Source organism: Streptacidiphilus sp. MAP12-33 (assembly GCF_041261265.1).
Classification (GTDB): domain Bacteria; phylum Actinomycetota; class Actinomycetes; order Streptomycetales; family Streptomycetaceae; genus Streptacidiphilus.
Map to the genome: position 1 here is coordinate 62,013 of NZ_JBGCCA010000031.1, position 24,821 is coordinate 86,833.

A 24,821-nucleotide genomic window follows, 5' to 3' on the forward strand; every position below is an offset into this window, starting at 1 on the left:
CGCCACCCGGCCCCTCGTCGTCGTCCCTGAGGGCTCAGCCCACCCCGAGCCTGCTCGTCTCCCACAGCACCAGTGCTGTCAGCACCGCGAACACCAGCACCACCGCACCGGCCTGCGCCCACGGCCGCACCTTGCCGCGCGGCGCGAAGGCGAATCCCGCCCCGACCGCCAGGCCGGCGAGCAGACCGCCGAGGTGGCCCTGCCAGGAGTCGATCCCGGCCGAGACGACCATCCACAGCACGAACATGGCCAGCAGGCCGTTGCCGCCCAGCGGGTCGTTGCGCAGCCGGCGGCTCATCACCCAGTACCCGCCGACCAGCCCGAAGATCGCACCGGAGGCACCGAGCGTGGGGGTGTCCGGCGCCAGCAGGTAGACAGCGGTCGACCCGCCCAGCGCGGCGACCAGGTAGAGCGCCACGTAGCGGGCCCGGCCGAGCTGGGCCTCCATCACCGGACCGAGGCGCCACAGCCAGATCATGTTGAACAGGATGTGGAAGATCCCGATGCCGCCCGCCGGCAACGCGTGCAGGAACGCCGAGGTCAGCAGGCGGTAGTACTCGCCGTGCGCGACGCCGACGGCCGTCGCCCCGTCCGGCAGCACGCCCGGCCAGATGAAGATCGGCTGCCCGGGAGAGGTGTAGCCCCGGCCCAGCAGGTCGAAGCGGTCGACCACCGTGGTGTCACGCAGCTCGCCGACGTAGGCGAGCAGGTTGAGCAGGATCAGCGTGATCGTCGCGATCGGCGGCCCGCCGGCGATCCGCCCGCCGAAGACCGTCCGCGCCCGGCGCTGCGACTTCACGCCCTCGCGCAGGCATTCGGGGCAGTGGAAGCCGACGGAGGCGGCCCGCATGCAGTCCGGACAGATGACGCGCTCGCACCGGGTGCAGCGCACGTAGCACTCGCGGTCCGGGTGGCGATAGCAGGTCGACACCGCGGGCGGCGCGTCGACGGGCGCGTCGACCGGCGCGGCCTGGGAGGGGATCCCCGCCGCGGACGGACCCGCGTGCGGCGCCCCTGCGGAGGTTGGCTGCGCGTTCTCCTGGTGCTCCATGCGGCCTGCGGCTCCACTCGGTGCGACAGTGCGAGGCGGCCGCGCCGAACGGCAGCCGATCGCGGGGCGGTCTCGGGACGATCGATGTGGAGGCTAGCGAAGCCCCGGCGGCACCGAAAGGCGCGGGCCCCGGCACGACGTCCGCCCGTGGCTCCGGCACCGGCCGGGCCGGTGCCCTACCGCACCCGGTACTCGTAGGGCGTCGTCGTGGCGAGCTGCGCGAAGCCGAGCCGGGCCAGGATCGGGCGGCTCTGGTCGGAGGCGTCGACGAAGAGGTAGCGGTAGCCGCGCTCGACGGCCACCCGGGCCCGGTGGGCCACCAGCGCCCGGTAGATGCCGCGGCCGCGCCACTCGGCGACGGTGCCGCCGCCCCACAGACCGGCGAAGTCGGTGCCCTCGTTGAAGTCCATCCGCGCCGCGCAGACCGGCCGGTCCCCGGCCATGGCCAGCAGCACCTGCAGGCTCTCCGGGGCGACCTCCAGCTGGGCGAGCAGGCGCGCCTTGATCCGCGGGCCCGTGCCGACGGCGAAGGCCTCGTCGTGCACGGCGGCCACCAGGTCCACGCCGGCGGCGTCGGCCACCGTCACCAGTTCGACGCCGTCCGGCAGCGGCGCCGCGATCCGGGCGACGACCGCGGCCTCGGCGACCATCAGCGCCTCCGTGTCCTCGGCGGCGAACCCGGCCGCCGTCAGCCGCACCCCGAGGTCGGCGGGCTGGTCATGGCTGTACAGCTTCCACTCGAAGCTCTCGACGTCCGGCCGCGCGCCGTACTCGGCCACCTGCCGCGCGATCGCCTCGTCCGCCCCGGCCGCGTCCAGCCCCGACCAGAGCACCCCGTTCCACAGCTCCCCCGGCCCCACCTGCCGCACCACGTCCCCGACCCGCTCGACGCGCGCCAGCGCGTGATCGGGGCGGGCCTCCCGGCGCATCTGTCGGTCGAAGTGCGCGAGTGTCGTCTCCATATCCATGCGACACACACCACCACGCGCTACTGAGCTGGGCAAACGTATTGTTCCGGCGCGTGACCGGCGCGTGATCGCCCACCGTGGTCTCCGTCGCCGACACGGCGGCGACGAGCGCCGCCCCTGTCCGACGGAGCATCAGCACCGAAGACCTCCCGGGACACGCGCGTACGAAAGTTAGCACCGTGCTTGCAATTGCAAGCACGGTGCGGCAGCATGGCGGCATGGCCTCACTGAACGTCGGGTCGCTCGGCGAGTACATCCGGGAGCAGCGGCGGCACGCGCAGTACTCGCTGCGGCAACTCGCGGACGCCGCAGGGGTGTCGAATCCGTATCTGAGTCAGATCGAGCGCGGGCTGCGCAAGCCCAGCGCGGAGATCCTGCAGCAGATCGCCAAGGCCCTGCGGATCTCCGCGGAGACGCTCTACGTGCAGGCGGGGATTCTCGAGGAGCGCGAGGAGCACGGGCTCGGGCTGCGGACGGCGATCCTCGCCGACCCGCTGATCGACGAGCGGCAGAAGCAGGTACTGCTCGCCGTGTACGACTCGTTCCTCAAGGAGAACGGCGTCCACCAGGCCGACCAAGACGAGCCGCAGACCCTCGAAGAGAACGCACGAAAGGGGAGGATTTCCAATGGCGATCGCTGAGGACCTCCGTAAGACCCTGTCCGACCCGACGCCTCTCTACGCGCTCGCCGGTGCCGGTGACCTGGCCGTGGAGAAGCTCAAGACCGTGCCGGAGCGGGCCGCGGCGCTCGCCTCGGACCGCAAGGCCGCGCAGGAGAAGGCCACCGCCAAGCTCGGCGAGGCGCAGACCCGGCTGAACGAGGCGCAGGTCAAGGTCTCCGAGGCCGTGCAGACGCTGCCGACGGACCTGAAGTCGCTGCAGGAGAAGGCCCAGGGCCTGGCCCTGCAGAGCGTCGGCCGGGCGGCCGAGTTCGCCGTGAAGGCGCGCGAGGCCTACGACGACCTGGCCGCGCGCGGCAAGGCCGTCGTCGACCGCCAGTTCAACGGAGCCGAGGCGGACGGCGAGCCGGCCATCGAGGCTCCGGCGGCGCCGGTCGCCAAGGCGGACGTGTTCGCGGCCCGAACCGAGGACACGCAGACCGAGGACACGCCGGCGGCGGAGGCCCCCGTGGCCGAGGCCCCCGCGCCGAAGCCGGCGCGGAAGACCACCGCGCGCAAGCCCCGCGCGAACGGCTGACCGCACCACCGGATCCACCGGGATCCACGCCGACGGCCGGGGCACGTCTCGTGTGCCCCGGCCGTTGTCATGACACGATGAACGTGTCACCGGGCTGCCCGCGCGACCGCAACAAGGAGTGGCGATGAACCAGCTATCCGCCTCCGGGATCCTCACGGACGCGTTCGGCACGTTCCTGGGCTGGGTGTCGCTGGCGCTCGTGGCGTTCAAGGTGTTCACCCTGATCGACGCGGCCTTCCGCCGCGAGGACGCGTTCCGTGCCGCGGACAAGCAGACCAAGCCGTTCTGGCTGATCATCCTGGCCGTCGGTGCTGCCGTCAGCTTCGTCCCGGGGATGGGTCTCTTTCTCGGGCTGATCGGCCTGGTGGCCTCGATCGTCTACATGGTCGACGTGCGGCCTGCGGTCAAGCGGGTGTCGCCCTCACGCGGTGGCAAGAACGGCCAGAAGAAGCACGATCACATGGGGCCGTACGGACCCTGGTGAGCGGCTGACCCGGTCAGGCCGACCTGGTGAGCAGCAGCACCGCCACGTCGTCGGCCAGCGCGCCGCCGTTGAGGTCCTCGACCTCGGACATCGCCGTGTCGATCAGCAGCGCGTCGCGCAGGCCGCCCTGCTGGTGGTGGTCGCCGATCATGTCGATCAGCCCCTCCTGACCCAGGCGGCGGGTGCCGGCGCCTATCCGGCCCTCGATCAGGCCGTCGGTGTAGAGCATCAGCGCCCAGCCCTCGGCCAGCTCGACCTTGGCCGGAGGCCAGTGGCCCTGACCGTCGGCGAGCAGGCCCAGCGCGGGACCGGCGTCGTCGTAGGGCAGCAGCTCGGGCGGGCCCTGTTCGCGCAGCAGCAGCGGGGCTGGATGCCCGGCCAGGTGCAGCTCGGCCACGTCCTCGTCGGGCCGGATGGCGAGCATGCACAGCGTCGCGAAGATCTCCTCGCTGCGGCGCTCGTGCTCCAGCACCCGCTGGAGCGTGCCGAGCAGCGCCTCGCCGGTGAGTCCGGCGAAGACCAGGGTGCGCCAGGCGATCCGCAGCGCGACGCCGAGGGCGGCCTCGTCGGGGCCGTGGCCGCAGACGTCGCCGATGACGACGTGGACCGTGCCGTCGGCGGTGCGGACGGCGTCGTAGAAATCCCCGCCGAGCAGCGCCCGGCGGCGGCCGGGCCGGTAGCGGGCGTGGAAGCTCAGCCCCGCGCCGTCGAGCAGCGGGGTGGGCAGCAGGTGGCGCTGCAGGCGCGCGTTCTCCTGGCCGCGCAGCTCCGCCTCGACCAGGCGGCGCTGGGACTCGTCGGCCCGCTTGCGCTCCACGGCGTAGCGCACGGCGCGGGTCAGCAGCCGGCCGTCCATCTCCTGCTTGACCAGGAAGTCCTGCGCGCCGGCGGCGACGGCCGCCGCGCCGAGGTGGACGTCGACCGTGCCGGTGACGGCGAGTACGGCCGTGTGCGGAGCGCGGCGCAGCAGTGTGCGGATGTCCTCCAGGCCGCTGGAGTCGGGCAGTTCGAGGTCGAGCAGGACGCAGGCGGTGTCGTGGCCGAGCAGCGGCAGCGCCTCGGCGAGGCTCCGCGCCCAGCGGAAGGCCACCTCGGAGCCGAGCTCGGCGAGCAGGTTGCGCACGGACTCCGCTCCGGCGTCGTCGTCCTCGATCAGCAGCACCGAAAGCGGCGGGACCGGGCCGCCGGGACGTGGCATGCCGGTGAGGTTGGCGGGGTGCGCGGACGCGGCACCGACCCGGGCCGCATCGGTGCTCGAGAGACGCGGACGCGGTATCGGCGCGCCTGCGGGACGTTGCTGATCGGCTGCGCTGGAAGCAGCTCCGGCGTGGGCGGACATCGGCTACCTCCCTCTCTCCGAGTCGGTAACGGCTGGGCGGCGTGCGCAGTGCCCACCCAACACCATGATCTGGCGGCCTCCTCGCGGCCGGTACGAAGGCTCCACGGAGCCTCCCCATCCGCTTCGGGCGCCGGGGCACCACCGGCGCTCTCCCGCACGGGCCAGTTTCCGTGCGCCGCATGGGCGGTATTGCGGATGCGGCGCCCCGCCCGCCCCGGATACGGTGCGAACGACCGAAGGGAGCCCGTGATGGAGATCACGCTGACCCAGGGTGACATCACCCGGCAGCAGGTGGACGCGATCGTCAACGCGGCGAACTCCTCGTTGCTGGGCGGCGGCGGGGTGGACGGGGCGATCCACCGCGCGGGCGGACCGGAGATCCTGGCCGCCTGCCGCGAGCTGCGCGCCGGGCACTACGGCAAGGGCCTGCCCGCCGGGCAGGCGGTGGCCACGACGGCGGGCCGGCTGCCGGCCCGCTGGGTGATCCACACCGTCGGACCGGTCCATCCGGGTCCGGACGAGGGAGCCGCGGAGCTGGCGCGGCGGACGGAGCTGCTCGCCTCGTGCTATCGCGAGTCGCTGCGGGTGGCGGCGGAGTTGGGCGCGCGCAGCGTGGCGCTGCCGGCGGTCTCGACCGGCGTCTACGGCTGGCCGGTGGAGAGCGCGGCGCGGATCGCGCTCGGCGCGGTCCTGGAGCTGGGGCGGAGCGGTGACCTCGGCGGGCTGCTGGACGAGGCGCGGTTCGTGCTGTTCGGCTCGGACGCCTACGGCATCTTCGAGCAGGTGTTGCAGGAGTTGTCGCACGGACCCATGGTGGACTGATGGGCCGTCAATCCACCATAAGGATTCGATAGCTCGTTCGAGTGAAATCGGCCTTTGCGATCTCGTCAGCCGGGCCGGACCACGCCCAGAATGGGCATCGAGCCGGCGGCGGCCAGCTCCACCACCCCGCCGGGGTGGGGGGCCTGGATGATCGCCCCGTCGCCGACATAGAGCGCGACGTGCGTCGCGTCACGGAAGTAGACGATGAGATCGCCGGGCCGCAGGTCGGAGACGGACACATGCCGCAGCCCCGCCCACTGCTCCTGCGAGGTCCGGGGAATGTCGACGCCGGCGGCCTGCCACGCCCGCATCACCAGCCCCGAGCAGTCGAAACTGGCCGGGCCCACACCGCCCCACAGGTACGGCTTGCCGATCTGCGCCACGGCGTAGGCGATGACCGCCCGCGCCGCGCCCGACGCCTGCCGTGCCAGCTCGGCGGGTGTGAGCGAGCCGCGCCAGGCCATCTGCGCGGCATAGGCGGAGGCGGCCTGAAGCTGCTGGAGAGCAGCCAGGTCGGGGCCGGAGAGGGAGGCGAGGAGCGCCTGGGCGTGCCCGAGCCTCCCCTTGATGTCCGCGACGGCGGTCGCGGCGGCGGCCTGGTCCTTGGCGAGCGCCTCCCAGTCCGCGGTGGCCTGCTCCCCGTAGGCGGCGAGGGCGGCCTTGGCCTGCTGGAGCCGGCTCAGGGTTCCGGCGACGGAGGTGGTGGCCTGGGAGACGAGCGGGAGTTGGGCGAGGTAGGCACTCGGGTCCTGCGCGAGCAGGAGCTGTAGCGTCTGGCTGCCGGCGAGGGCGGTGCCGTCGTACTGCGCGGCGGCGATCTGCCCGACGAGCGAGGTGAGTTGGTCCACCTGCGCCTGCTGGGCGACGATCTCGCGCGCGAGCGCGAGGATCTGGGCCTGCTGCTGGGTGACGGCCTGCGTCGCGGCGTCGTAGGCGGCGGTGGCGGCCTCGGCCTGCTGGTACAGGGACGCGATCTCCGCCTGCAGCGCGGCCAGACGCGCGGAGCGCGACTCCGGAACGGTGGCGGGCGCGGCAGCCCGGGCGGGCACGGCGGCCGTCGGCACGAGCGCGAGCGCGGTGACGGCGAGGATGACGCAGTCCCAGCGGCGAGAGCGTGACACGACAGCCTCCAGAGCCCGCGCAGTTCTGACGATGCGTCAGATAGGTTGCTGGGATGTTGCCATGGATGACTGTGAACGACCAGAGAAGGGACGCCGCACTGTCCAGGGACGCGCGGCTCTGCTCGGTCAACTGCGTGCGCGACAAGCCACCCACCCACGTGGCGCACCGAACGGGCAGGGCATCCGCCTCGGGTGGGTTGCTCGCGCGCCGCAGGGGGCACCTCAGGGGCACCTCCCGGCCGAAGGCTGGGGGAGGAGCCGCTGATCAGCAGAGCTCCGCGCCTCTGGCGGCTGCGCCGCCTGAGGTGGGTGCAACCTCAGGTCGGCGCCACCGCGGACCACGGGAGGGTGAGTTCGCCCAGGCGGCGGCGGGCGGGCGTGTCGGTGAGGGGCCAGAGCTCCGCGACCGTGCGGGTCGTGGCCAGCCAGCGCTGGCGCACGCCGAAGTCCGCGTAGGGCGCGGCCGCCGCCCACGCGCGGTCGAGGTCACGGAGGAAGGCGTGGACCGGCTCGCCCGGAACGTTGCGGTGGATCAGCGCCTTCGGCAGCCGCTCCGCCAGGTCCGAGGGCCGGTCCAGCGACGCGAGATGCGTGGAGAGCGTCAGCGTCCGCGGGCCCTCGGGGCCGAGCGCGACCCAGACCTGCTTGCGGCCGATCTCGTCGCACGTGCCCTCGACGAGCAGCCCGTCGGGCGCCAGCCGCGCGCACAGCCGCGCCCACACCGCCTCGACCTCGGCCTCCTCGTACTGGCGCAGGACGTTCGCCGCGCGGATCAGCAGCGGGCGCTCGCCGCCGTCCAGCGGAACCTCGAAGCCGCCCCGGCGGAACGTGAGCGCCGGCGGCCGTGCCACCCGCTGCGCGGCCGCGACGCGCTCCGGCTCGATCTCGATGCCGACCGTCCGCACGTCCGCCCGTACCGTCCGCAGCCGGTCGAACAGCTCGACCGCCGTCCACGGGGCGGCGCCGTAGCCGAGGTCCACGGCGACCGGCGCGAGCGGCGCGCGCCGCAGTGCCGGGGCAAGGATGTGGGCGATCCAGCGGTCCTGGCGCCGCAGCCGGTTCGGGTTGGTGGTGCCCCGGGTGACCGCGCCGACCGGCTTTCCCGGCCGTCCCGCTCCCCTGCCCTGCACCACCGCACTCATGTCACGCAGCGTATCCGGGCGACCGCCCGGCCAGCACCTCGGGTGAGCGCCCAGGTACCGTGGAGTCCGGGCGGGAATCGCTGGGCCGACAAGCCGGTTGCACCAGTGTCGAAGGACGAGGCAGACGGCCCAGGACCGGAAAGAGGACGAGCGGTGACCCATCAGCCCGCCCGAGTCGCCATGCTGAGCGTGCACACCTCCCCCCTGCACCAGCCGGGAACCGGCGACGCTGGGGGCATGAACGTCTACGTCGTGGAGCTCTCCAAGCGCCTCGCGGAGCTCGGGACCGAGGTGGAGATCTTCACCCGGGCCACGGCCTCCGAGCTCCCGCCGCTGGTCGAGCTGGCTCCTGGGGTACTGGTGCGGCATGTCACGGCAGGGCCGTACGAGGGGCTGCTCAAGGAGGACCTCCCGGCGCAGCTGTGCGCCTTCACGCACGGCGTGCTGCGCACCGAGGCCGGGCATCGGCCCGGCCACTACGACGTCGTGCACTCGCACTACTGGCTCTCCGGCCAGGTCGGCTGGCTGGCCGCCGACCGCTGGGGCGTGCCGCTGGTGCACACCATGCACACCATGGCCAAGGTCAAGAACGCCTCTCTCGCCGCGGGTGACACCCCCGAGCCCGCAGCCCGGGTCATCGGCGAGTCCCAGGTCGTGGCGGCGGCGGACCGGCTGATCGCCAACACCGACGAGGAGGCGCAGCAGCTCGCGCACCACTACGGCGCGCATCCCGGGCAGCTGTCCGTCGTCCACCCCGGAGTGAACCTGGAGGTGTTCCGGCCCGCGACGGCGACGCCCACCGGCCCCGTCGGGGACGCCCTCGGCAAGCCTGCCGCCGGGTCGTTCGAGGCCACCTTCGATCCCGCCGCCGAGGCGCAGCGGGTGCGGGCCATCCGGTCCCGGCTGGGACTGCCGCCGGACGCGGTGGTGCTGCTGTTCGCCGGGCGAATACAGCCCCTCAAGGCCCCCGACGTGCTCGTCCGCGCCGTCGCGCAGTTGCTGGACGAGTCGCCCGAACTGCGCGAACGCATCGTCGTCCCCATCGTGGGCGGTCCCAGCGGCAGCGGCCTGGCCAAGCCCGAGGCCCTGCAGAAGCTCGCCGCGAGGCTGGGCGTCTGCGACGTCGTCCGCTTCCAGCCGCCCGTCTCGCACGCGGAGCTCGCGGACTGGTACCGGGCCGCGACCGCGCTGGTGATGCCCTCCCACAGCGAGTCCTTCGGCCTGGTCGCCCTGGAGGCGCAGGCCTGCGGCACCCCCGTGGTCGCCGCCGCCGTCGGCGGCCTTCCCGTCGCCGTCCGCGACGGCGAGACGGGATTCCTGGTCCACGGCCACGACCCCCGCGCCTGGGCGCGGATCCTGCGCCGCTTCGTCGACCACCCCGAGCTGGGCGCCCGTATGGGCGCGGCGGCGGCCCGCCACGCGCGCGCCTTCGGCTGGGACGCGGCCGCCCGGACGACCGCCGAGCTGTACGCCGACTCGATCGCCCGCACGCGCGCCGCGCAGTCCCGTGGGATGGCCGCCGCTACGGCACGGTAACGTGCCGAGCATGGGTGAACAGAGCACACGAGACCGGGTCGCCGAGGTGCTGCGCACCGCGCTGGAGGAGTCCGGCGTCGGCTGGGAGCAGCCGTCCGGCGACCCGTGGACGTTCGTGGCCCAGCTCCCGGGCACCCGCAAGCTCTCCACGACGTGCTCGCTGCGCGTGGGCGAGCAGACGCTGTCGCTGAACGCGTTCGTGGTGCGACGGCCGGACGAGAACTTCGAGGAGTTCTACCGCTGGCTGCTGGAGCGCAACACCCGGATCTACGGTCTCGCGTACGCCCTGGACCGGCTCGGGGACGTCTACCTGGCCGGCCGCCTGCCGCTGACCGCCGTGACGGCGGAGGAGATCGACCGACTGCTGGGCACCGTGCTGGAGAACGCGGACGAGCCGTTCAACCACCTGCTCGAGCTCGGCTTCGCGACGGCGATCCGCCGCGAATGGGAGTGGCGCGTCAAGCGCGGCGAGTCCACCCGCAACCTCGAGGCCTTCGGCCGCATCACCGGCTCCGAGGGATAGCTCTTCGCTCCCTCAGGTAGCTGCACTCACCTCAGGGGCGCGAGGAACTGCGCGACAAGCCACTGATGAGCGGATGGTCCTCAACGCGCAGGGCCATCCGCACAGGGTGGTTGCTCGCGCAGTTCCTCGCGCCCCTGAAGGCGGCTGCGCCGCCTGGGCGGTGCAACGTCCCTGCGCCCCGAGAAGTACCGCCTAGAACGCCGCGCGGACCGCGCCGACGGGGGCTCCGCCCCCGAGGAGCGGCGCAGCCGCGATGCGGTCGAGGGTGTCGTCCGGGGTGGAGACCCCCATGCGGCGCAGGGCGGCGGCGAGGACCGGGCCGAGGGCCCGCTTCGCTCCGTCGTCGATCTTGAAGGCGAGCGCGCGGCCGTCCGCGAGGGCGACGGCCTGAACGGACTCCGCGCCCATCTTGGCCATCGCGCCGGGGACCGCGCGCATCAGCCAGGTGTCGATGCGGCGGGTGCCGGCGACGTACTCGGGGTGGGCCCGCATCGCGTCGGCGACGCGGCGCTGGGGGGTGCCGGGGTCGGCCAGCACGTGGGCGCGGAAGGCGCGCGCGAGCGCGACGAGGCTGACGGCCATCAAGGGCGCGCCGCAGCCGTCCGTGCCGACGGCGGCGACCGGCTCGCCGCTCAGCTCCTCCAGGACCGCGCGGGCCTCGGCCTGGACGGGGTGGTTCTCGTCGAGGTAGGTCGCGGTGTCCCAGCCGTTGCGGACGCAGGCCGCGAGCATCGCCGCGTGCTTGCCGGAGCAGTCCATCAGGATGCGCTCGGGCTGACCGCCGGCGCGTATCCAGGCCTCGGCCTCGTCCTCGTCGAGGGAGAGGGAGGGCGGGGTCTGCAGCGCGGACTCGTCCAGGCCCGCGGAGGCGAGGATCTTGCGGACCGCCTCCAGGTGAAACGTTTCCGCGGAGTGGCTGGCCGCCGCCAGGGCGAGGAACTCGCCCTCCAGCTCCAGGCCGGTCCGCAGCACCGCCGTGGCCTGCATCGGCTTGTTGCTGGAGCGCGGGAAGACGGGCAGCTCGGGAGCACCGAGCGCGAAGTCGACGCCACCGTCGGCGTCGAGGATCACCAGCGAACCGCGGTGGTGGCCCTCGACGAAACCGGAACGGACCACCTCGGCCAGAACCGGCAGGTCAACAGCGGAGGGTGCAGAGGGTGCAGACATGAGGGTGTGCCTTGGAACCTTCCAGGGGGACCGCCCTCAACCGGGGATCACCCGCCGGAGAGCAGGTCGTCGACGCGTGCTTCCCCTTCACGGTACCTGCGTGCGATCTCCGCGCTGCACTCGTCCACCGTCCGCTGCAGCCGGTGACGTCGCCGGGAGATGCCGCGCTCGTGCGCGGAGAGGCGGCGACAGGCCGCGAGCAGGTGCTCGTCACTCTGACCGGTCAGATCCGCCAACCGGGCGTCGGCCATGAGTTCGTCCGCGAGGGCGCGGTACTGGCGGCTGCTCGGCGTGGAGACGGTCAGGTGCCGGGCGGAGTGCCGCACCTGGGAGGGGATGTCCGCGAGGATCTCCGGCAGATGCTCCAGAAGGGTGTCGGCGGGCTCCTCGGCCAGCGGGCTGCGGCGGTCCAGCTCGGCCCGCAGGATGTCGACCTTGCCCTGCAGCAGCCGCCGCAGGTAGGACAGGTCGGCCTCCTCCTGCTGGGCCTCCCGTCGCAGGGTGCGCAGTTCGTCCATGCCCAGCGCGGCGAGGCCGGCCCCGAGGGGCGCGGGCACAGGGGGCGCGGCGAGGTCGTCTTGGTGTCCCACGGGTGCATCGTGCCACCGTCGGTCGAAGGTTCGTCGACGCCTGCACCCGATCGGGCCCGTGGCGAATCACGGTGATAAATACGACCGCCGCATATCCCCAGCGCACGGCCCCTGCCCGGACCAGGTGGGGGCGTGCGGACATCTCCCGCACGCCCCCACGAACGGCCCTGTCGGGCCGGCGACCGGCGCGTCCGGGGCGTACCGGAGAATGGGGGCATGCGTGCAGTGGCTCAGCGGGTGACCGAGGCAAGCGTGACCGTCGACGGCGAGGTCGTCGGGTCCATCCTGGGACCGGGCCTGTGCGTCCTGGTCGGGGTGACCCACGAGGACACCGCCGAGCAGGCCGCGCTCATGGCGCGGAAGCTGTGGTCGGTGCGGATCCTCGAGGGCGAGAAGTCCTGCTCGGACCTGAACGCACCGCTGCTGGTGATCAGCCAGTTCACCCTCTACGGCGACGCCCGCAAGGGCCGCCGCCCCACCTGGAACGCGGCCGCGCCCGGCCCGGTGGCCGAACCCCTCGTCGACGAGGTCGTCGCCCAGCTCCGCGCCCTCGGCGCGACCGTCGCGACGGGCCGCTTCGGCGCGGACATGAAGGTGTCGTTGACCAACGACGGCCCGTTCACCCTGGTACTCGACTTCTAGTTGCAACCCCCAGGGGCGCGAGGAACTGCGCGAGCAACCACCCAAAGCAGATGGCCCTGCGCGTTGGGGACCATCTGCTCATCAGTGGCCTGTCGCGCAGTTCCCCGCGCCCCTGGCGGCTTCGCCGCCTGAGGTGGTGCAACTCAGGCCTCGACGATCAGCTCCTGTGCCGCCGCCACCGTGCCCGCCAGCAGGGGCGCGTCCGGCGCCGTGTTGCGCTTGACCAGGCCCAGCGCGATCGGCCCCAGCTCGTGGTGCCGGACCGCCGTGGTGACGAAGCCCAGCGGGCGGCCCTCCGGGCCGTCGGAGGCGAGGCGGATCGGGGCGCCGTGGGCGGGGAGGGACTCCTCGCTGCCGTCGAGGTGGAGGAAGACCAGGCGGCGCGGCGGGCGGCCGAGGTTGTGGACGCGGGCGACCGTCTCCTGGCCGCGGTAGCAGCCCTTCTGTAGGTGGACCGCCGTCTCCAGCCAGCCCAGCTCGTGCGGGATGGTGCGGTGGTCGGTCTCGAAGCCCAGCCGGGGGCGGTGTGCCTCGACGCGCAGCGCCTCGTACGCCCACAGGCCGGCCGCCGGGCCGAGCCCGGTGACCGCGTCGGCGAGCGCCGGGCGCGGGAGGAACAGGTCGCGGCCGTGGCCGAGTTCGCGCACCGCCGCGACCCCGTCCGGGACGGGCGCGTCGGACGCCGCGAAGACGACGGCGTACTCGGCCGTCGCGTCGGCGATCTCGACCTGGGCGAAGAACTTCATCTTCTGCAGGTAGGCCACCAGCTCCCCGGTCGTGCCGGGCTCGACGTGCATCCACACCGTCGCACCGTCGTCGACCAGGTAGAGGGCGTGCTCGATGTGCCCGTTCGGGGAGAGGATCAGCGCCTCGGTGGCGCGCCCCGGCGGGAGCTCGCTGACGTGCTGCGTCAGCAGCAGGTGCAGCCAGCTGAGGCGCTCCGGGCCGGAGACGGTGACGACGCCGCGGTGGGACAGGTCGACGAAGCCCTGACCGGAGGCCAGCGCGCGCTGCTCGCGGAACAGGTCCCCGTAGTGCGCGGCGACGCCCGCGTCCACGCCGTCGGCCGCGACCGCGCCGGGCAGGCGGTCCAGCAACGGACTGCGGTAGCCGGACTCGGTGGCCGAACTGGTCTGGGTGGTCACGCGTGGTTCTCCTCAGCCTCGTTCTTCGCCTTCGCCGCACAGGAGGCGCAGCGGCCGAAGATGGCGAAGTGCTTCATGTCAGTCTCGAAACCGTGCGTGCGGCGCAGGGATTCCACCAACGGCTCGGCGAGTGACACGTCGGTCTCGGTCACCTCGTCGCAGTCGCGGCAGACCAGGTGCATGTGCTGGTCGCGGCTGGCCAGGTGGTAGGTGGGGGCGCCGTGGCCGAGGTGGGCGTGGGTGACCAGGCCCAGCTCCTCCAGCAGGTCCAGGGTGCGGTAGACGGTGGAGATGTTGACGCCCGCCGCGGTGCGCCGGACCGCCGTGAGCACCTCGTCCGGCGTGGCGTGCTCCAGCTCGTCGACGGCCTGGAGCACCAGCTGCCGCTGCGGGGTGAGCCGGTAGCCACGTTGGCGCAGGTCCGTCTGCCAGTCGATGCCACTGCTCACGAGGAAAAAGCCCCTGTCTGGTCCGCGCACGCAAAAGTCCCGTACCCCCGAGTCTAGGGGGGTACGGGACAGGAGCGTCCTGAGCGGTGACTCAGCGGAAGAAGGCGATGCCGTCGTCCGGGAGGTCCGCGATGTCCTGGATCAGCTTGGCGGGGCTGAGCACCTTCTTCAGCTGCGCGGACATGTAGGGCCGCAGGGGCACCTCGGGGGCGGCCTTCTCGCCGACCCACATCAGGTCCTCGTTGACGTACCCGTACAGCCGCTTGCCGCCGGTGTAGGCGGGCGCGCCCTCGATGCGGGCGACGGCGTCGGTGGCGATGTCGATCTGCGGCTTGCCGTCGGCCAGCTCGCCGTACCAGATCTCGACGGTGCCGTCGTCGCGGACCGAGGAGAACTCGATCTCACGCACACCCGAGGTGCCGTGCTGGTTGCTGGTCACGCGCCAGAAGCCGTGCTCGCTCTCCAGCGGCCGGACCTTCTCGCCCTGCTCGTCCAGCACCCAGGTGCGGGAGCGGAACTCCAGGAACGGGCGGCCGTCGTGCCGGAAGACGATCTCCTGGCCGAAGTTGCACTTCTCCTCGCCCGGGCTCGTCTGGCCAGGAAGCGGCTCGAAGACTCCCGCACCCTCCCAGGTGCCGAGGAGGAAGGCCAGCGAGACGACGTCCTTGTGCAGGCCGGAGGGGATCTCGATCATGTTCAGCGCTGACCCTGGTAGAGCTTGGTGACGGAGTAGTACGCGAACCACACGATGGCGACCGCCATGACGCCCAGCAGGATCTCGAAGAACGTGGTCATTGCATGTCCTCATCGGTGGGGAACAGTCCTGGCCCGAGTCTAGTCGGCGCCCCTGCCCCGCTCACGGTGAGGCCCGCCATACGAGAGGCGGCGGTTCGATCACCGAGACCGGGGCTGCCGGGGCCGCCTCGGACCGGGGGTGCGCGGGCCCGGGACCCGCCGGCTCACCGACGGGTCGTCCCACCACGGGTCGTCCGGGCCGCGCCGGTTCGCGACGATCGCGGCGACGGGCGGGATGACCATGGCCACCAGGCTCATCACGACGGCCGCCGGGACGGACCACAGGCGCACCACGTTCCACGCCAGCACGATCAGGAGCAGACAGCTCCCCATCAGGGCGTAGTAGACGTGCCGGCGTCGCGACTGCATACCTCCAGTGTTCCCGCAGGAGCGGCCCCGGAACGCGCGAGCCCCCTCCCGGCTGGGCCGGAAGGGGGCTCGTCACCTCGACGTCACCTCGATCGACCGCCGATCAGACGGTGATGGCGACCTCGGTGAACTGGCCCTGCTGGGCCACGACCGAACGGTCGACCGTGGCGCCCGGGACGAGCGCGCGCAGCGTCCAGCTGCCCGGGGCGGCGAAGAAACGGAACTGGCCCGTCGCCGAGGTCGGGACCTCCGCGGTGAACTCGCCGCTCGCGTCCAGCAGCCGGACGTAGCCGTTGACCGGCTCACCGTCGCGGGTCACCGAACCCTGGATGATCGTCTCGTTGGCCACGTCAACTCCTGCCAGCTCGGGCCCACCGGCCTTGGCTCCACACATGTCCTTGCTCTCCTTGCTTCGCTTGGCGCGGCCTGCTCAGTTGGAGCCGAGCTCGATCGGCACGCCGACGAGGCTGCCGTACTCGGTCCACGAGCCGTCGTAGTTCTTGACGTTGGTCTGGCCGAGCAGCTGGTGCAGCACGAACCAGGTGAGCGCGGAGCGCTCGCCGATGCGGCAGTAGGCGATGGTGTCCTTGGACAGGTCGACGTTCTCGGCCTGGTAGAGGTCGCGCAGCTCGTCGTCCGACTTGAAGGTGCCGTCGTCGTTGGCGTTCTTGGACCACGGGATGTTGCGCGCGGTCGGGACGTGGCCCGGACGCTGCGACTGCTCCTGCGGCAGGTGCGCGGGGGCGAGCAGGCGGCCGGAGAACTCGTCGGGCGAACGGACGTCGACGAGGTTCTTGCTGCCGATCGCGGCGACGACGTCGTCACGGAAGGCACGGATCGAGGTGTCCTGGGCCTGCGCCTGGTACTGGGTGGCGGCACGGTCGGGGACGTTGGCGCCGTCGACCAGCTCGCGGGAGTCGAGCTCCCACTTCTTGCGGCCGCCGTCCAGGAGCTTGACGTCGCCGTGGCCGTAGAGCTTGAAGTACCAGAACGCGTAGGAGGCGAACCAGTTGTTGTTGCCGCCATACAGGACGACGGTGTCGTCGTTGGCGATGCCCTTGGCCGACAGGAGGGCCTCGAAGCCGGCCTGGTCCACGAAGTCGCGGCGGACCGGGTCCTGGAGGTCCTTCTTCCAGTCGATCCGAACGGCGTTGCGGATGTGGTTCTTGTCGTAGGCGGCGGTGTCCTCGTCGACCTCGACCACGACGACCTTCGGGTCGTCCAGGTGGTCCTGAACCCAGTCGGCGCTGACCAGGACGTCACTACGGCTCATGGGAAAAACTCCTCCGGGGCAGTTGCGGAAGGTTGGTCGCCGCGCGTGGTGGAACGTCCGGAGGGAAGTCCGGATCGTGGACGTGCGGCAGGAGTGTTGCAGAGGCGCGGCTCGGCGGTGCGGAGACGCGCCGGGGGATGTGCGCAAGGGATGGGCAGGCTGCTCTCGTGTGAAAGCGGGCCCGATCAGCGCATTCGACAGAGGCAGGCAGCGACGCGGCACAGGTCTACTGCCCGCCGCTTCGTGAGTTCCGCCTGTCGCTTCATGGGAACGATGCTAGGGAACCAGCGGAGCGCTGTCACCAAAGTATTGAATGGTGAGACAAAAACGTCCGTGATTCGATACGCCAGAGCCTTTGCAGGCGTCGCAGAGCCGGAGCGGGACGTCGGCGACAGGCGCTCCGCGCGCTCCGGGCCACAGGTGTGGACACCCGGTATCACATGATGGACATTCAGCCGTTGAGGCTGACGTTGTCACCGGAGGCGTCGACGAAGATGCCGCGGTCGTCGACCTCGATCGAGCTCAGCTGGAGGCCGCTGGGCAGGCCGGCCACCGGCACGGACGGGGCGAACTGACTCGCGGCGAAGTCCAGCAGCGGGTCACCGGTGCCGGAGAGGTGGTCCAGGCGGATGCTGTCGCCGCCGACGACGGAGATGTCCGCGGTGCCGGAGAGCGTGTGACCGGCCAGGTTCGTGCTGACCTTGACCTTGCCCGGGGTGCCGCCGTAGGCCACGGTCGTGCCGTTCGGCAGGGCGGCGGTGAGCGACTCGTACGTGATCATGACGCGACCGGTGGCGTGGTCCGCGACCGCGCTGGAGTAGTCGCTGGAGACCTTGACGCCGGTGAGGTCCGCATCCAGCGTGGCCAGCTGCACCTTGCTCTGCGGGACCTTCACGTCGTCGGCGTGGACCTTGATCTCGTCCAGCTTGGAGCCGATCAGCTGGGTCAGGAACGGGAAGCCCTCGATCGTCACGGCCGGCTTGGTCGCCAGACCGCGCGAGCTCTGGATCTTCGTGGCGGCCTGGCCTTCCGCGAAGCGGACCGCGAGGCGGTCGACCGTCACGAACACACCGAAGAGCAGCACCAGGATGATGAGCAGGCGACGCAGATTGCGCATCGTGAGTCGGATCCCTTCGGTTGCCCTGAGCGGCTTGATCTTCCCTGAATGGACGCGGGGCCGGGCCCTGCGGTTGCCCGGCCCCGCGAACGCCTCGGTCGGCTCAGCGGGCGATGAGGTAGACCACCGGCGCGGCGAGAGCCAGCGGCAGCGCGATGCCCGCGGTCATGTGCACGAAGCGCGAGGGGAAGTCGTACGCCGCGACGCGGCGCCCGATGAGCGCGCACACGCCCGCGCCCAGGCCCACCGGCAGGCCCTTCGTCAGCCCCAGACCCGTCGCGGCGGCCAGGCCGCCGCCCGCCAGCAGCGCGAGGAAGCCCCCGGCCGCGAACCCGGCCACGGCGGGCCTGCGCAGCGCGGCGGAGACCGCCGCGGCCACACCCGCCGCGACCGCACCCGCGAGGACGGCCTTGCCCGAGCCCACGGCGAGGTACCCGCCCGCGAGGACGGTGACCACGGTCGCGGACGCGCAGACGGTCAGCGCGTAGAAGCGCTCGTCCGGGTTGCTCGGCCGGAAGATCTGCAGGATCAGCACCAGCAGGAAGAACGCGCCCAGCGTCCCGGCGAGGATCGCCGGGACGCTGGACTGCGCGGACGCGGCGAGGATCGCGGCATCCGCGACGAACCCGCCGAGCGCGGCCAGGGCGATGCCCTGCCGGGCGGGCCACATGCCGTTCAGGCGGAACCAGCCGGCCGCGGTCACGGCCTGCAGCAGTGCCACCGGCACCACGAGCCCGAACTTGCCCGCGAGGGCGGCGACGCCGATCAGTGCACCGAGCGCGAGCGTGATCGCCCCGGGCTGCACACCCGGGTCGATGATCGGCGACCCGGTCCGTCGCGGGGGCGAAGGCACAGCCGCGGGCGCGGGGGCAGCCTCCGCGGCCGCCGCGGCCGCCCGGTCGGCTGCGGGCCCGGTCGGCTGCGCTGCGGCGAACTGCTCGCGCAGCGAGCCCCCTGCGGGCCCGCCGAGCGGCTGCGGCACGGCCGCCGAGGGCCCGGTCGGCTGCGCTGCGGCGAACTGCTCCCGCAGCGAACCCCCGACACCCACCTGCCCAACGCCCTGCGGGCCGCCACCCTGCGGGCCGCCGGGCCCACCGAACGGCGCCCCGGGCTGCCCGGGCGCGGCGAAGCCGCCCGGAGCCTCCGCGACGGCCCCGGCGAAGCCACCCTGCGGGGCCGCGGTGGTCGAAGCGGGCGGGAAGCCGCCCTGCGGGGCCGCGGGGCTGCCGGGCGGGTTACCCGGCTGCCCAGGCACGGCGAAGCCGTCCAGCGGGGCGGTGGGGCCGCCGGGCTGGGTCCCCGGTTGCCCGGACGAGGCGAAGCCCTCCACCGGAGGCTGGGTCCCCAACTGTGCAGGAGCCGCGAAGCCGCCCTGGGTCTCTGCGACCGAGCCGACAAAGCCGCCCTGTTGGGCGGCGGGGCGACCGAGCGGGGTCTCCAGAAGCCCGGGCGCGGCGAAGCCGCCCTGCGGGGTGCCAGGCTCGCCGAACGGAGCCCCCGGCTGCCCAGGCGCGGCAAGGCCGCTGTGCGGGGCGGCGGGGCCGGGGGGCGGCGAGGGGGGCGCGAAGCCGTGCTGCGGGGCGGGCGGGGTACCGAACTGGGCCGTAGCGGGCGCGGCGAAGCCGCCCTGCGGGGCGGCAGGGTCGCCGAACGGAGCCCCCGCCTGCGCGGGCGCGGCGAAGCCGCCGTGCGGGGCAGCCGGGCCCGTGGGCGGCGAGGAGGGCGCGAAGCCGTGCTGCTGGGCAGGCGGGGCACCGAACTGGGCCGTAGCGGGCGCGGCGAAGCCGGCCTGCGGGGCGGCCGGGCCCGTGGGGTGGGCCGGGGCGAAAGGCTCCTGGCCCCGGTAGCCGCTCTGCGGGGCGGGCGGGTAAGGGTCGGTCGGGGCGAGGTGGGGCTGGGGCGCCGGAGACCAGGTGGGCGGGGGTGCCGAAGGGCGGTCCCAGCCGGCCGGCCAGGACGGGCCGGACGGCTCGGCCGCGGGCTGGGCCAGAGGCTGCGCAGGGTGCCAGGACGGGCCGGACGGCTCGGCCGCGGGCTGGGCCAGAGGCTGCGCGGGGTGCTGGGCAAGGCCGGGGTCCGGGGTCACGGCGAATTCCGTGGTGCCGTACTTCGCCTGGATGTGGTCGAAGCGCGACTGGCCGGTCGTCGACGAGGACGAGGAGTCGGTCCCCGGCTGGGCCGGGAACGGCGGCAGCAGGGCCGTCTGGTCAGCCGCGGCGTGCGGGGGGTGCGGGGGGTACGGCTGGATGTCCGGTACCGGCGGCGGCGCCGGATAGCCGTGGGCCGGCGGGTACGCCTCACCGGAGGGGACCGGCGGCAGGTACGCGGTTGCCGCGGCGTCCGCCGACGTCGGGACCGGCGGAACCGGCGGCAGGTAGGCCGTGGCCGCCGCGTCCCCCGCGTACGGGTCCGGCTGGGCCGGGTCGATCGGATAGCCCGAATAGTTCTGCGGGTGAGGCGACTGCGGATGCGACTGCGGGTACTCGCTCATCGGACCGGTCACCCGCCCGCGAACGGCGGGAGGACCTCGACCGTGCCGCCCTCGGTGAGCGCCACGACCGCGTGGTCGCGGGAGCCGACCTGCGCGCCGTCGACGAGGAACGAGCAGTGCGCCAGCACCTGCGCGAAGCGCGGCTGCCCGGCGTGACGGGCACGCGCGGCGTCCAGCGCCTCGGCGAGCGTCACCGCCGCGTACGGCTCCTCGGCCGTGCCCGCCTCGGCCTTGGCGGCCGCCCAGTAGCGGATCACGCCGTTCTTGACTGTCTCCGTCGCACCTTGCATCGGGCCATCATCGCCAATCACACGGGCAACCGTCACGCGCGGCAGGTCAGCCACCGCGCGACGCGCTCCAGCAGCGCGTCCGTCGCGGCATTCTCCGCGTGGCCGAAGCCCGGTTCGATCCACAGCTCCGACCCCGGTGACGCCGCTGCCGCCTCCGCCAGCGAGCGCGGGTGGTCCAGTGGGAAGTACGGGTCGGCGTCCCCGTGGACGACCAGCAGCGGGACGCCGACCCGCGCGGCCGCCTCGACCGGCGGCAGCGGGATCTCGGTCCACTCGTTCGGGTCGATGCGCGTCTTCAGCCCGATCCGGCCGACCACCCGTCCGAGCGGCCGCATCACCACCCAGTGCAGGCGGCGCATCGGCACCGTCCCCTGGTAGTACCAGCGGGCCGGCGCGCTCACCGCCGCCACCGCGGCGACGCCGCCGCGCAGCGCCGCGTGCCGGACGACCACCGCGCCGCCCATCGAGAAGCCCACCGTGACGACGCGCGCGAACCCGAGCGAGCGGGCCCAGGCGACGGCCGCGTCCAGGTCGAGCACCTCCCGGTCCCCCACCGTCGACCGGCCACCGGAGCGCCCGTGCCCGCGGAAGGAGAACGTGACGACGCCCCCGTACCGGGCGAAGACCGCGGCCGCCCGGCGCACGGCCGGTCGCTCGACCGCGCCACTGAATCCGTGCGCCACGACGACGGCCAGATCGTGGGACGCGTCGCCCGGCGGGAGGTACTCGGCGTGGATGGCGACGCCGTCCGCCGTGGTCAGCCGGGCCTCGGCCGGGGAGCGCCAGGAACGCGAGGTGTCCGAGAGGCGGACTTCACTCTTCGCTGGGGCGTCCATGTGGGCTATTCTCCTAGTCGAGAGGGATCCGGGCAGTGTCGCCCCCGGGTCCTTTTGTGCTTTGTGAACGCGAGATACGGACGTTCGTGCGAGAGCCGGACGTTACCGGGAGCGCCCGAAGACGTGCGCCCTCGGGCCCCTGATGTGCCACGCCGAAGTGTCACCGGCCCACCCGGAAAGGGGACTACCCGGGTATGAGTTCTCTCCTGCTGCTGACCAACGCCCTGCAGCCGTCCGCGGAGGTGCTGCCCGCCCTCGGACTCCTCCTGCACAACGTCCGTGTCGCCCCCGCCGAGGGCTCCGCCCTCGTCGACACCCCCAGCTCCGACGTGATCCTGGTCGACGGCCGCCGTGATCTGCCCCACATCCGTGGGCTGTGCCAGCTGCTGCGCTCGACCGGACCCGGCGCGCCCGTGCTGCTCGTGGTCACCGAGGGCGGCCTGGCCGCCGTTACCGCGGACTGGGGTGTCGACGACGTGCTGCTCGACACGGCCGGCCCGGCGGAGGTGGAGGCGCGGCTGCGTCTCGCCATCGGCCGCCAGTCGGTCGTCACCGACGAGAGCCCGATGGAGATCCGCAACGGCGACCTCTCCGTCGACGAGGCGACCTACAGCGCCAAGCTCAAGGGCCGGGTCCTCGACCTGACCTTCAAGGAGTTCGAGCTCATCAAGTACCTCGCGCAGCACCCCGGCCGCGTCTTCACGCGCGCCCAGTTGCTGCAGGAGGTCTGGGGCTACGACTACTTCGGCGGCACCCGAACGGTGGACGTGCACGTGCGGCGTCTGCGCGCCAAGCTCGGGCCCGAGCACGAGCAGCTGATCGGCACTGTGCGCAACGTCGGCTACCGCTTCGTCGTCCCGGACAAGTCCGACAAGTCCGGGGCCCGCGCGCCCCGGGACGTGGACGCCGAGCTCGACGTTGACGTCGAGGTCTGAGGGATCCTGAGGAATCCGAGTCCCACGGATCGGAGCGGCGCGCGGGTGCGCAGCCGCCGCACAGAACCGCACGGACCGTTCGTGGGCCGAGGGCGCCGATCGCCCACTGGTCCGGACATGCCGCCTTCCAAGTAGAATCCGCCCATGCCCAAGGTGACCCGCGACGATGTGGCCCGACTGGCGGGGACCTCGACCGCGGTCGTCAGCTACGTCATCAACAACGGACCGCGTCCCGTCGCTCCGGCGACGCGTGAACGCGTGCTCGCAGCCATAGCCGAGCTCGGCTACCGCCCGAACAGCGTCGCCCAGGCGATGGCCAGCAGGCGGACCAACCTGATCGGCATGGTCGTGCCCGACGCACGCCAGCCGTTCTTCGCCGAGCTCGCCCATGCGGTCGAACGTGCCGCGTCGGAACGCGGCAAGATCGTCCTGATCGGCAACTCCGACTACACCGGCGACCGTGAGATCCACTACGTGCGGGCCTTCCTCGGCATGCGCGTCTCCGGCCTGATCCTGATCTCGGAGGGCCCCTCGCAGCGCGCCGAGGAGGAGTTCGCCGCGCACAGCGACGCCCGCGTGGTGCTGCTGCACCGCCGCCCGGACGCCTCGGACGACATCGCGGTGGTCACCGACGACATCGGCGGCTCGGAGCTGGCCGTCGACCACCTGCTGCGCCACCACGGACACCCGTACGTGGCCTGCTTCGGCGGTCCGGTCAACGCGCCCGCGCCGGGCGACCCGGTCGTCGACCACATCGAGGGCTGGCGCCGGGCGATGGACACCGCCGGCATCCCGACCGAGGGCCGTCTCATCGACGCGCCCTTCGACCGCTACGGCGCCTACCAGGTGGCGCTGGAGCTGCTGCGCGCGCCGGAGGGAGAGCGTCCGCGGGCGCTGTTCTGCTCCACCGACGACCAGGCGATAGGCGTGCTGCGCGCCGCCCGCGAGGTGCGCCTGCGGGTCCCCGAGGACCTCGCGGTGATCGGCTTCGACGACATCCAGGAGGCGGCGTTCTGCGACCCGCCGCTGACGACGGTGGCCTCGGACCGCGACGCGATGGCCAAGGCCGCGGTCGACCTGGTTCTGGACGACTCGCTGGCCGTTCCCGGCTCGGAGACGCCGCGCATCCGGACCTTCCCGAGCCGTCTGGTGGTCCGGCGCAGCTGCGGCTGCTAGGTCCTTTGCCCTTTGGCCGGTCTCAGGAAAGCTGCGGGAACTCTGCCCCGGTTCTGACGGTGCTCTCAGGGACCTCTCATCTCCCGGCTCGACGGTAATGCCATGAGCGAAGCGCCCCGGAACCACGCAGACGACCCGTACTCCTCGTCCGTGCCGCCGCTGCCCGGCTACCAGCCGACGGCCCACGAGACCCAGCCCCTCGAGGGCACGGTCCACCCGTCCCCCGCCGCCGCGCAGCAGGGCTACCCGCAGCACGGGTACCAGACTCCGCAGCAGGCCCAGCAGCCGCAGGGTTACTACTTCAGCGCCGAGCAGCCCCCGGTCGGCCCGCCGGCCCCGCCGGTGCAGCCGCCGGTCGACCCGGCGGGCGCCGCCTGGCCGCCGCCGCAGCCGGGGTCGGGCTCCGAGCCGGAGTCGGGCTCCCAGCCGAAGCGCCGCCGCAAGCGCCCGATGGCGCTGGTCGCCGCGGTCGCGCTGGTCGCCGCCCTGGCGGGCGGTGTCGCGGGTGGCTTCATCAGCGAGAAGACCTCCGACAGCGCCTCCTACGCCACCAACGCGGTGGTGACCGGCGACAAGTCGAGCACCAGCAACGTGGCGGCGATCGCCAAGGCCGTCTCCCCGGCCGTGGTGCAGATCACCGTCGACAACGGCAGCAGCGAGGAGCTCGGCACCGGCATGGTGCTCACCTCGACCGGCCAGATCCTCACCAACTACCACGTGATCTCCGACGCGGTGGGCGGTAACGGCGGCACGATCAAGATCACCTTCAGCGACGGCAAGACGGCGTCCGGCACCATCGTCGGCACCGACGCCTCGCTCGACGTCGCCGTGATCAAGGCCAACGGCGTCAGCGGCCTGCCCACCGTCTCACTCGGCGACTCCAGCCAGGTCGCGGTCGGCGACCAGGTCGTGGCGATCGGCAACCCGGACGGCCTGACCGGCACGGTCACCTCCGGCATCGTCAGCGCGCTCAACCGCCCGGTCAAGGTCGACGTCAGCCCCAGCACCGTCCAGGGCAACGGCGGCTTCGGCCTCCCGTTCTGGCAGGGCGACTCCAGCCGCTCCTACCAGGGCAACTCCTCGCAGACCGCGTCCTACAACGCGATCCAGACCGACGCCTCGCTCAACCCCGGCAACAGCGGCGGCCCGCTGCTGAGCGCCTCCGGACAGGTCATCGGCATCAACGCCTCGATGTACTCCTCCAGCAGCTCCTCCAGCTCCGGCTCGGAGGCCGGCAGCGTGGGTCTGGGCTTCTCGATCCCGATCAACGCGGCCAAGGCGGTGCTGCCGCAGCTGCAGTCCGGCCAGAGCATCAACAGCTGACGCTGGTTTTGGCCGACAATTGCCTCACGGCATGACGTAG

General features: G+C 72.8%; 28 protein-coding genes. 10 read left to right on the forward strand and 18 right to left on the reverse strand.

The annotated features are described in order from the left end of the window. Positions 1-34: 34 nt before the first annotated feature. Positions 35-1,051 (reverse strand): rhomboid family intramembrane serine protease, encoded by a 1,017-nt coding sequence (locus ABH931_RS27575; protein ID WP_370118741.1) that lies wholly within the window; start codon positions 1,049-1,051, stop codon positions 35-37. 176 nt (positions 1,052-1,227) lie between these two features. After that, positions 1,228-2,019 carry a GNAT family N-acetyltransferase gene (locus ABH931_RS27580; protein ID WP_370118744.1) on the reverse strand — a complete coding sequence of 264 codons (792 nt, stop codon included), beginning with the start codon at positions 2,017-2,019 and terminating at the stop codon, positions 1,228-1,230. Between the two features lie 218 nt (positions 2,020-2,237). Here ABH931_RS27580 and ABH931_RS27585 point away from each other — a divergent pair, with 218 nt between their 5' ends. From ABH931_RS27585 to ABH931_RS27595, 3 genes are all read left to right on the forward strand, one after another. Further along, on the forward strand, positions 2,238-2,660 hold the full coding sequence (locus ABH931_RS27585; RefSeq protein ID WP_370118747.1) for a helix-turn-helix domain-containing protein: 423 nt from the start codon (positions 2,238-2,240) through the stop codon (positions 2,658-2,660). After that, positions 2,647-3,216, forward strand: a complete 570-nt coding sequence (locus ABH931_RS27590) for a hypothetical protein (RefSeq protein WP_370118750.1) — start codon at positions 2,647-2,649, stop codon at positions 3,214-3,216. The genes ABH931_RS27585 and ABH931_RS27590 overlap by 14 nt, the downstream gene beginning before the upstream one ends. A gap of 124 nt (positions 3,217-3,340) precedes the next feature. After that, entirely contained in the window at positions 3,341-3,700 is a 360-nt protein-coding gene (locus ABH931_RS27595; protein ID WP_370118752.1) for a DUF2516 family protein, read from the forward strand. 13 nt (positions 3,701-3,713) lie between these two features. On the opposite strand, the gene ABH931_RS27600 is transcribed toward ABH931_RS27595, so the two are convergent. Continuing rightward, positions 3,714-5,039, reverse strand: coding sequence for a PP2C family protein-serine/threonine phosphatase (locus ABH931_RS27600; RefSeq protein WP_370118754.1), 1,326 nt, complete (start codon positions 5,037-5,039; stop codon positions 3,714-3,716). A 249-nt stretch (positions 5,040-5,288) separates the two neighbouring features. Here ABH931_RS27600 and ABH931_RS27605 point away from each other — a divergent pair, with 249 nt between their 5' ends. Further along, a complete protein-coding gene (locus tag ABH931_RS27605; protein ID WP_370118757.1) occupies positions 5,289-5,861 on the forward strand; it encodes an O-acetyl-ADP-ribose deacetylase in 573 nt (190 codons plus the stop codon). Positions 5,862-5,926: 65 nt separating this feature from the next. Here ABH931_RS27605 and ABH931_RS27610 read toward each other — a convergent pair whose 3' ends face one another. Next, positions 5,927-6,982 (reverse strand): C40 family peptidase, encoded by a 1,056-nt coding sequence (locus ABH931_RS27610; RefSeq protein ID WP_370118760.1) that lies wholly within the window; start codon positions 6,980-6,982, stop codon positions 5,927-5,929. A 317-nt stretch (positions 6,983-7,299) separates the two neighbouring features. Beyond that, a complete protein-coding gene (locus tag ABH931_RS27615; protein WP_370118762.1) occupies positions 7,300-8,124 on the reverse strand; it encodes a class I SAM-dependent methyltransferase in 825 nt (274 codons plus the stop codon). 105 nt (positions 8,125-8,229) lie between these two features. Between ABH931_RS27615 and ABH931_RS27620 the strand changes: the two genes are divergently transcribed. Both ABH931_RS27620 and ABH931_RS27625 read left to right on the forward strand, forming a co-directional pair. Then, complete coding sequence (locus ABH931_RS27620; protein WP_370118764.1) at positions 8,230-9,660, forward strand: glycosyltransferase; 1,431 nt, start codon at positions 8,230-8,232, stop codon at positions 9,658-9,660. 10 nt (positions 9,661-9,670) lie between these two features. Then, entirely contained in the window at positions 9,671-10,183 is a 513-nt protein-coding gene (locus ABH931_RS27625; RefSeq protein ID WP_370118767.1) for a YbjN domain-containing protein, read from the forward strand. Positions 10,184-10,375: 192 nt separating this feature from the next. Here ABH931_RS27625 and ABH931_RS27630 read toward each other — a convergent pair whose 3' ends face one another. Then, positions 10,376-11,350 (reverse strand): asparaginase, encoded by a 975-nt coding sequence (locus tag ABH931_RS27630; protein WP_370118770.1) that lies wholly within the window; start codon positions 11,348-11,350, stop codon positions 10,376-10,378. A gap of 47 nt (positions 11,351-11,397) precedes the next feature. Further along, complete coding sequence (locus tag ABH931_RS27635; RefSeq protein WP_370118772.1) at positions 11,398-11,940, reverse strand: hypothetical protein; 543 nt, start codon at positions 11,938-11,940, stop codon at positions 11,398-11,400. A gap of 216 nt (positions 11,941-12,156) precedes the next feature. Between ABH931_RS27635 and dtd the strand changes: the two genes are divergently transcribed. Beyond that, positions 12,157-12,582, forward strand: coding sequence for a D-aminoacyl-tRNA deacylase (gene dtd, locus ABH931_RS27640; RefSeq protein ID WP_370118775.1), 426 nt, complete (start codon positions 12,157-12,159; stop codon positions 12,580-12,582). Positions 12,583-12,725: 143 nt separating this feature from the next. On the opposite strand, the gene ABH931_RS27645 is transcribed toward dtd, so the two are convergent. The 11 genes from ABH931_RS27645 to ABH931_RS27695 form a co-directional block, all read right to left on the reverse strand. After that, positions 12,726-13,727 carry a folate-binding protein YgfZ gene (locus tag ABH931_RS27645; RefSeq protein ID WP_370118778.1) on the reverse strand — a complete coding sequence of 334 codons (1,002 nt, stop codon included), beginning with the start codon at positions 13,725-13,727 and terminating at the stop codon, positions 12,726-12,728. Further along, positions 13,724-14,176 (reverse strand): Fur family transcriptional regulator, encoded by a 453-nt coding sequence (locus ABH931_RS27650; RefSeq protein ID WP_370118780.1) that lies wholly within the window; start codon positions 14,174-14,176, stop codon positions 13,724-13,726. The genes ABH931_RS27645 and ABH931_RS27650 overlap by 4 nt, the downstream gene beginning before the upstream one ends. A gap of 91 nt (positions 14,177-14,267) precedes the next feature. Next, the gene (locus ABH931_RS27655) at positions 14,268-14,870 is read right to left on the reverse strand and encodes an FABP family protein (protein WP_370118783.1); all 603 of its coding nucleotides are present in this window, start codon (positions 14,868-14,870) and stop codon (positions 14,268-14,270) included. A gap of 200 nt (positions 14,871-15,070) precedes the next feature. Then, the gene (locus ABH931_RS27660) at positions 15,071-15,340 is read right to left on the reverse strand and encodes a DUF3099 domain-containing protein (protein WP_370118786.1); all 270 of its coding nucleotides are present in this window, start codon (positions 15,338-15,340) and stop codon (positions 15,071-15,073) included. A 103-nt stretch (positions 15,341-15,443) separates the two neighbouring features. Continuing rightward, on the reverse strand, positions 15,444-15,734 hold the full coding sequence (locus ABH931_RS27665; RefSeq protein WP_042457762.1) for a DUF1416 domain-containing protein: 291 nt from the start codon (positions 15,732-15,734) through the stop codon (positions 15,444-15,446). 36 nt (positions 15,735-15,770) lie between these two features. Further along, entirely contained in the window at positions 15,771-16,613 is an 843-nt protein-coding gene (locus ABH931_RS27670; protein ID WP_370118789.1) for a sulfurtransferase, read from the reverse strand. A gap of 185 nt (positions 16,614-16,798) precedes the next feature. Further along, entirely contained in the window at positions 16,799-16,879 is an 81-nt protein-coding gene (locus tag ABH931_RS27675; RefSeq protein WP_370118893.1) for an Ms5788A family Cys-rich leader peptide, read from the reverse strand. 185 nt (positions 16,880-17,064) lie between these two features. Further along, entirely contained in the window at positions 17,065-17,730 is a 666-nt protein-coding gene (locus ABH931_RS27680; RefSeq protein ID WP_370118792.1) for a DUF2993 domain-containing protein, read from the reverse strand. A 103-nt stretch (positions 17,731-17,833) separates the two neighbouring features. After that, the gene (locus tag ABH931_RS27685) at positions 17,834-20,221 is read right to left on the reverse strand and encodes a hypothetical protein (RefSeq protein ID WP_370118797.1); all 2,388 of its coding nucleotides are present in this window, start codon (positions 20,219-20,221) and stop codon (positions 17,834-17,836) included. 8 nt (positions 20,222-20,229) lie between these two features. Continuing rightward, positions 20,230-20,511 carry a MoaD/ThiS family protein gene (locus ABH931_RS27690; RefSeq protein ID WP_370118800.1) on the reverse strand — a complete coding sequence of 94 codons (282 nt, stop codon included), beginning with the start codon at positions 20,509-20,511 and terminating at the stop codon, positions 20,230-20,232. Between the two features lie 32 nt (positions 20,512-20,543). Continuing rightward, the gene (locus tag ABH931_RS27695) at positions 20,544-21,347 is read right to left on the reverse strand and encodes an alpha/beta hydrolase (protein ID WP_370118802.1); all 804 of its coding nucleotides are present in this window, start codon (positions 21,345-21,347) and stop codon (positions 20,544-20,546) included. Positions 21,348-21,541: 194 nt separating this feature from the next. Between ABH931_RS27695 and ABH931_RS27700 the strand changes: the two genes are divergently transcribed. The 3 genes from ABH931_RS27700 to ABH931_RS27710 all read left to right on the forward strand — a co-directional run bounded on the left by ABH931_RS27700 (position 21,542) and on the right by ABH931_RS27710 (position 24,781). Then, positions 21,542-22,282 (forward strand): response regulator transcription factor, encoded by a 741-nt coding sequence (locus ABH931_RS27700; protein ID WP_370118805.1) that lies wholly within the window; start codon positions 21,542-21,544, stop codon positions 22,280-22,282. Between the two features lie 144 nt (positions 22,283-22,426). Further along, positions 22,427-23,458 (forward strand): LacI family DNA-binding transcriptional regulator, encoded by a 1,032-nt coding sequence (locus tag ABH931_RS27705; protein ID WP_370118808.1) that lies wholly within the window; start codon positions 22,427-22,429, stop codon positions 23,456-23,458. A gap of 102 nt (positions 23,459-23,560) precedes the next feature. Beyond that, on the forward strand, positions 23,561-24,781 hold the full coding sequence (locus ABH931_RS27710; protein ID WP_370118811.1) for a trypsin-like peptidase domain-containing protein: 1,221 nt from the start codon (positions 23,561-23,563) through the stop codon (positions 24,779-24,781). The last annotated feature ends 40 nt before the right edge of the window (positions 24,782-24,821 follow it).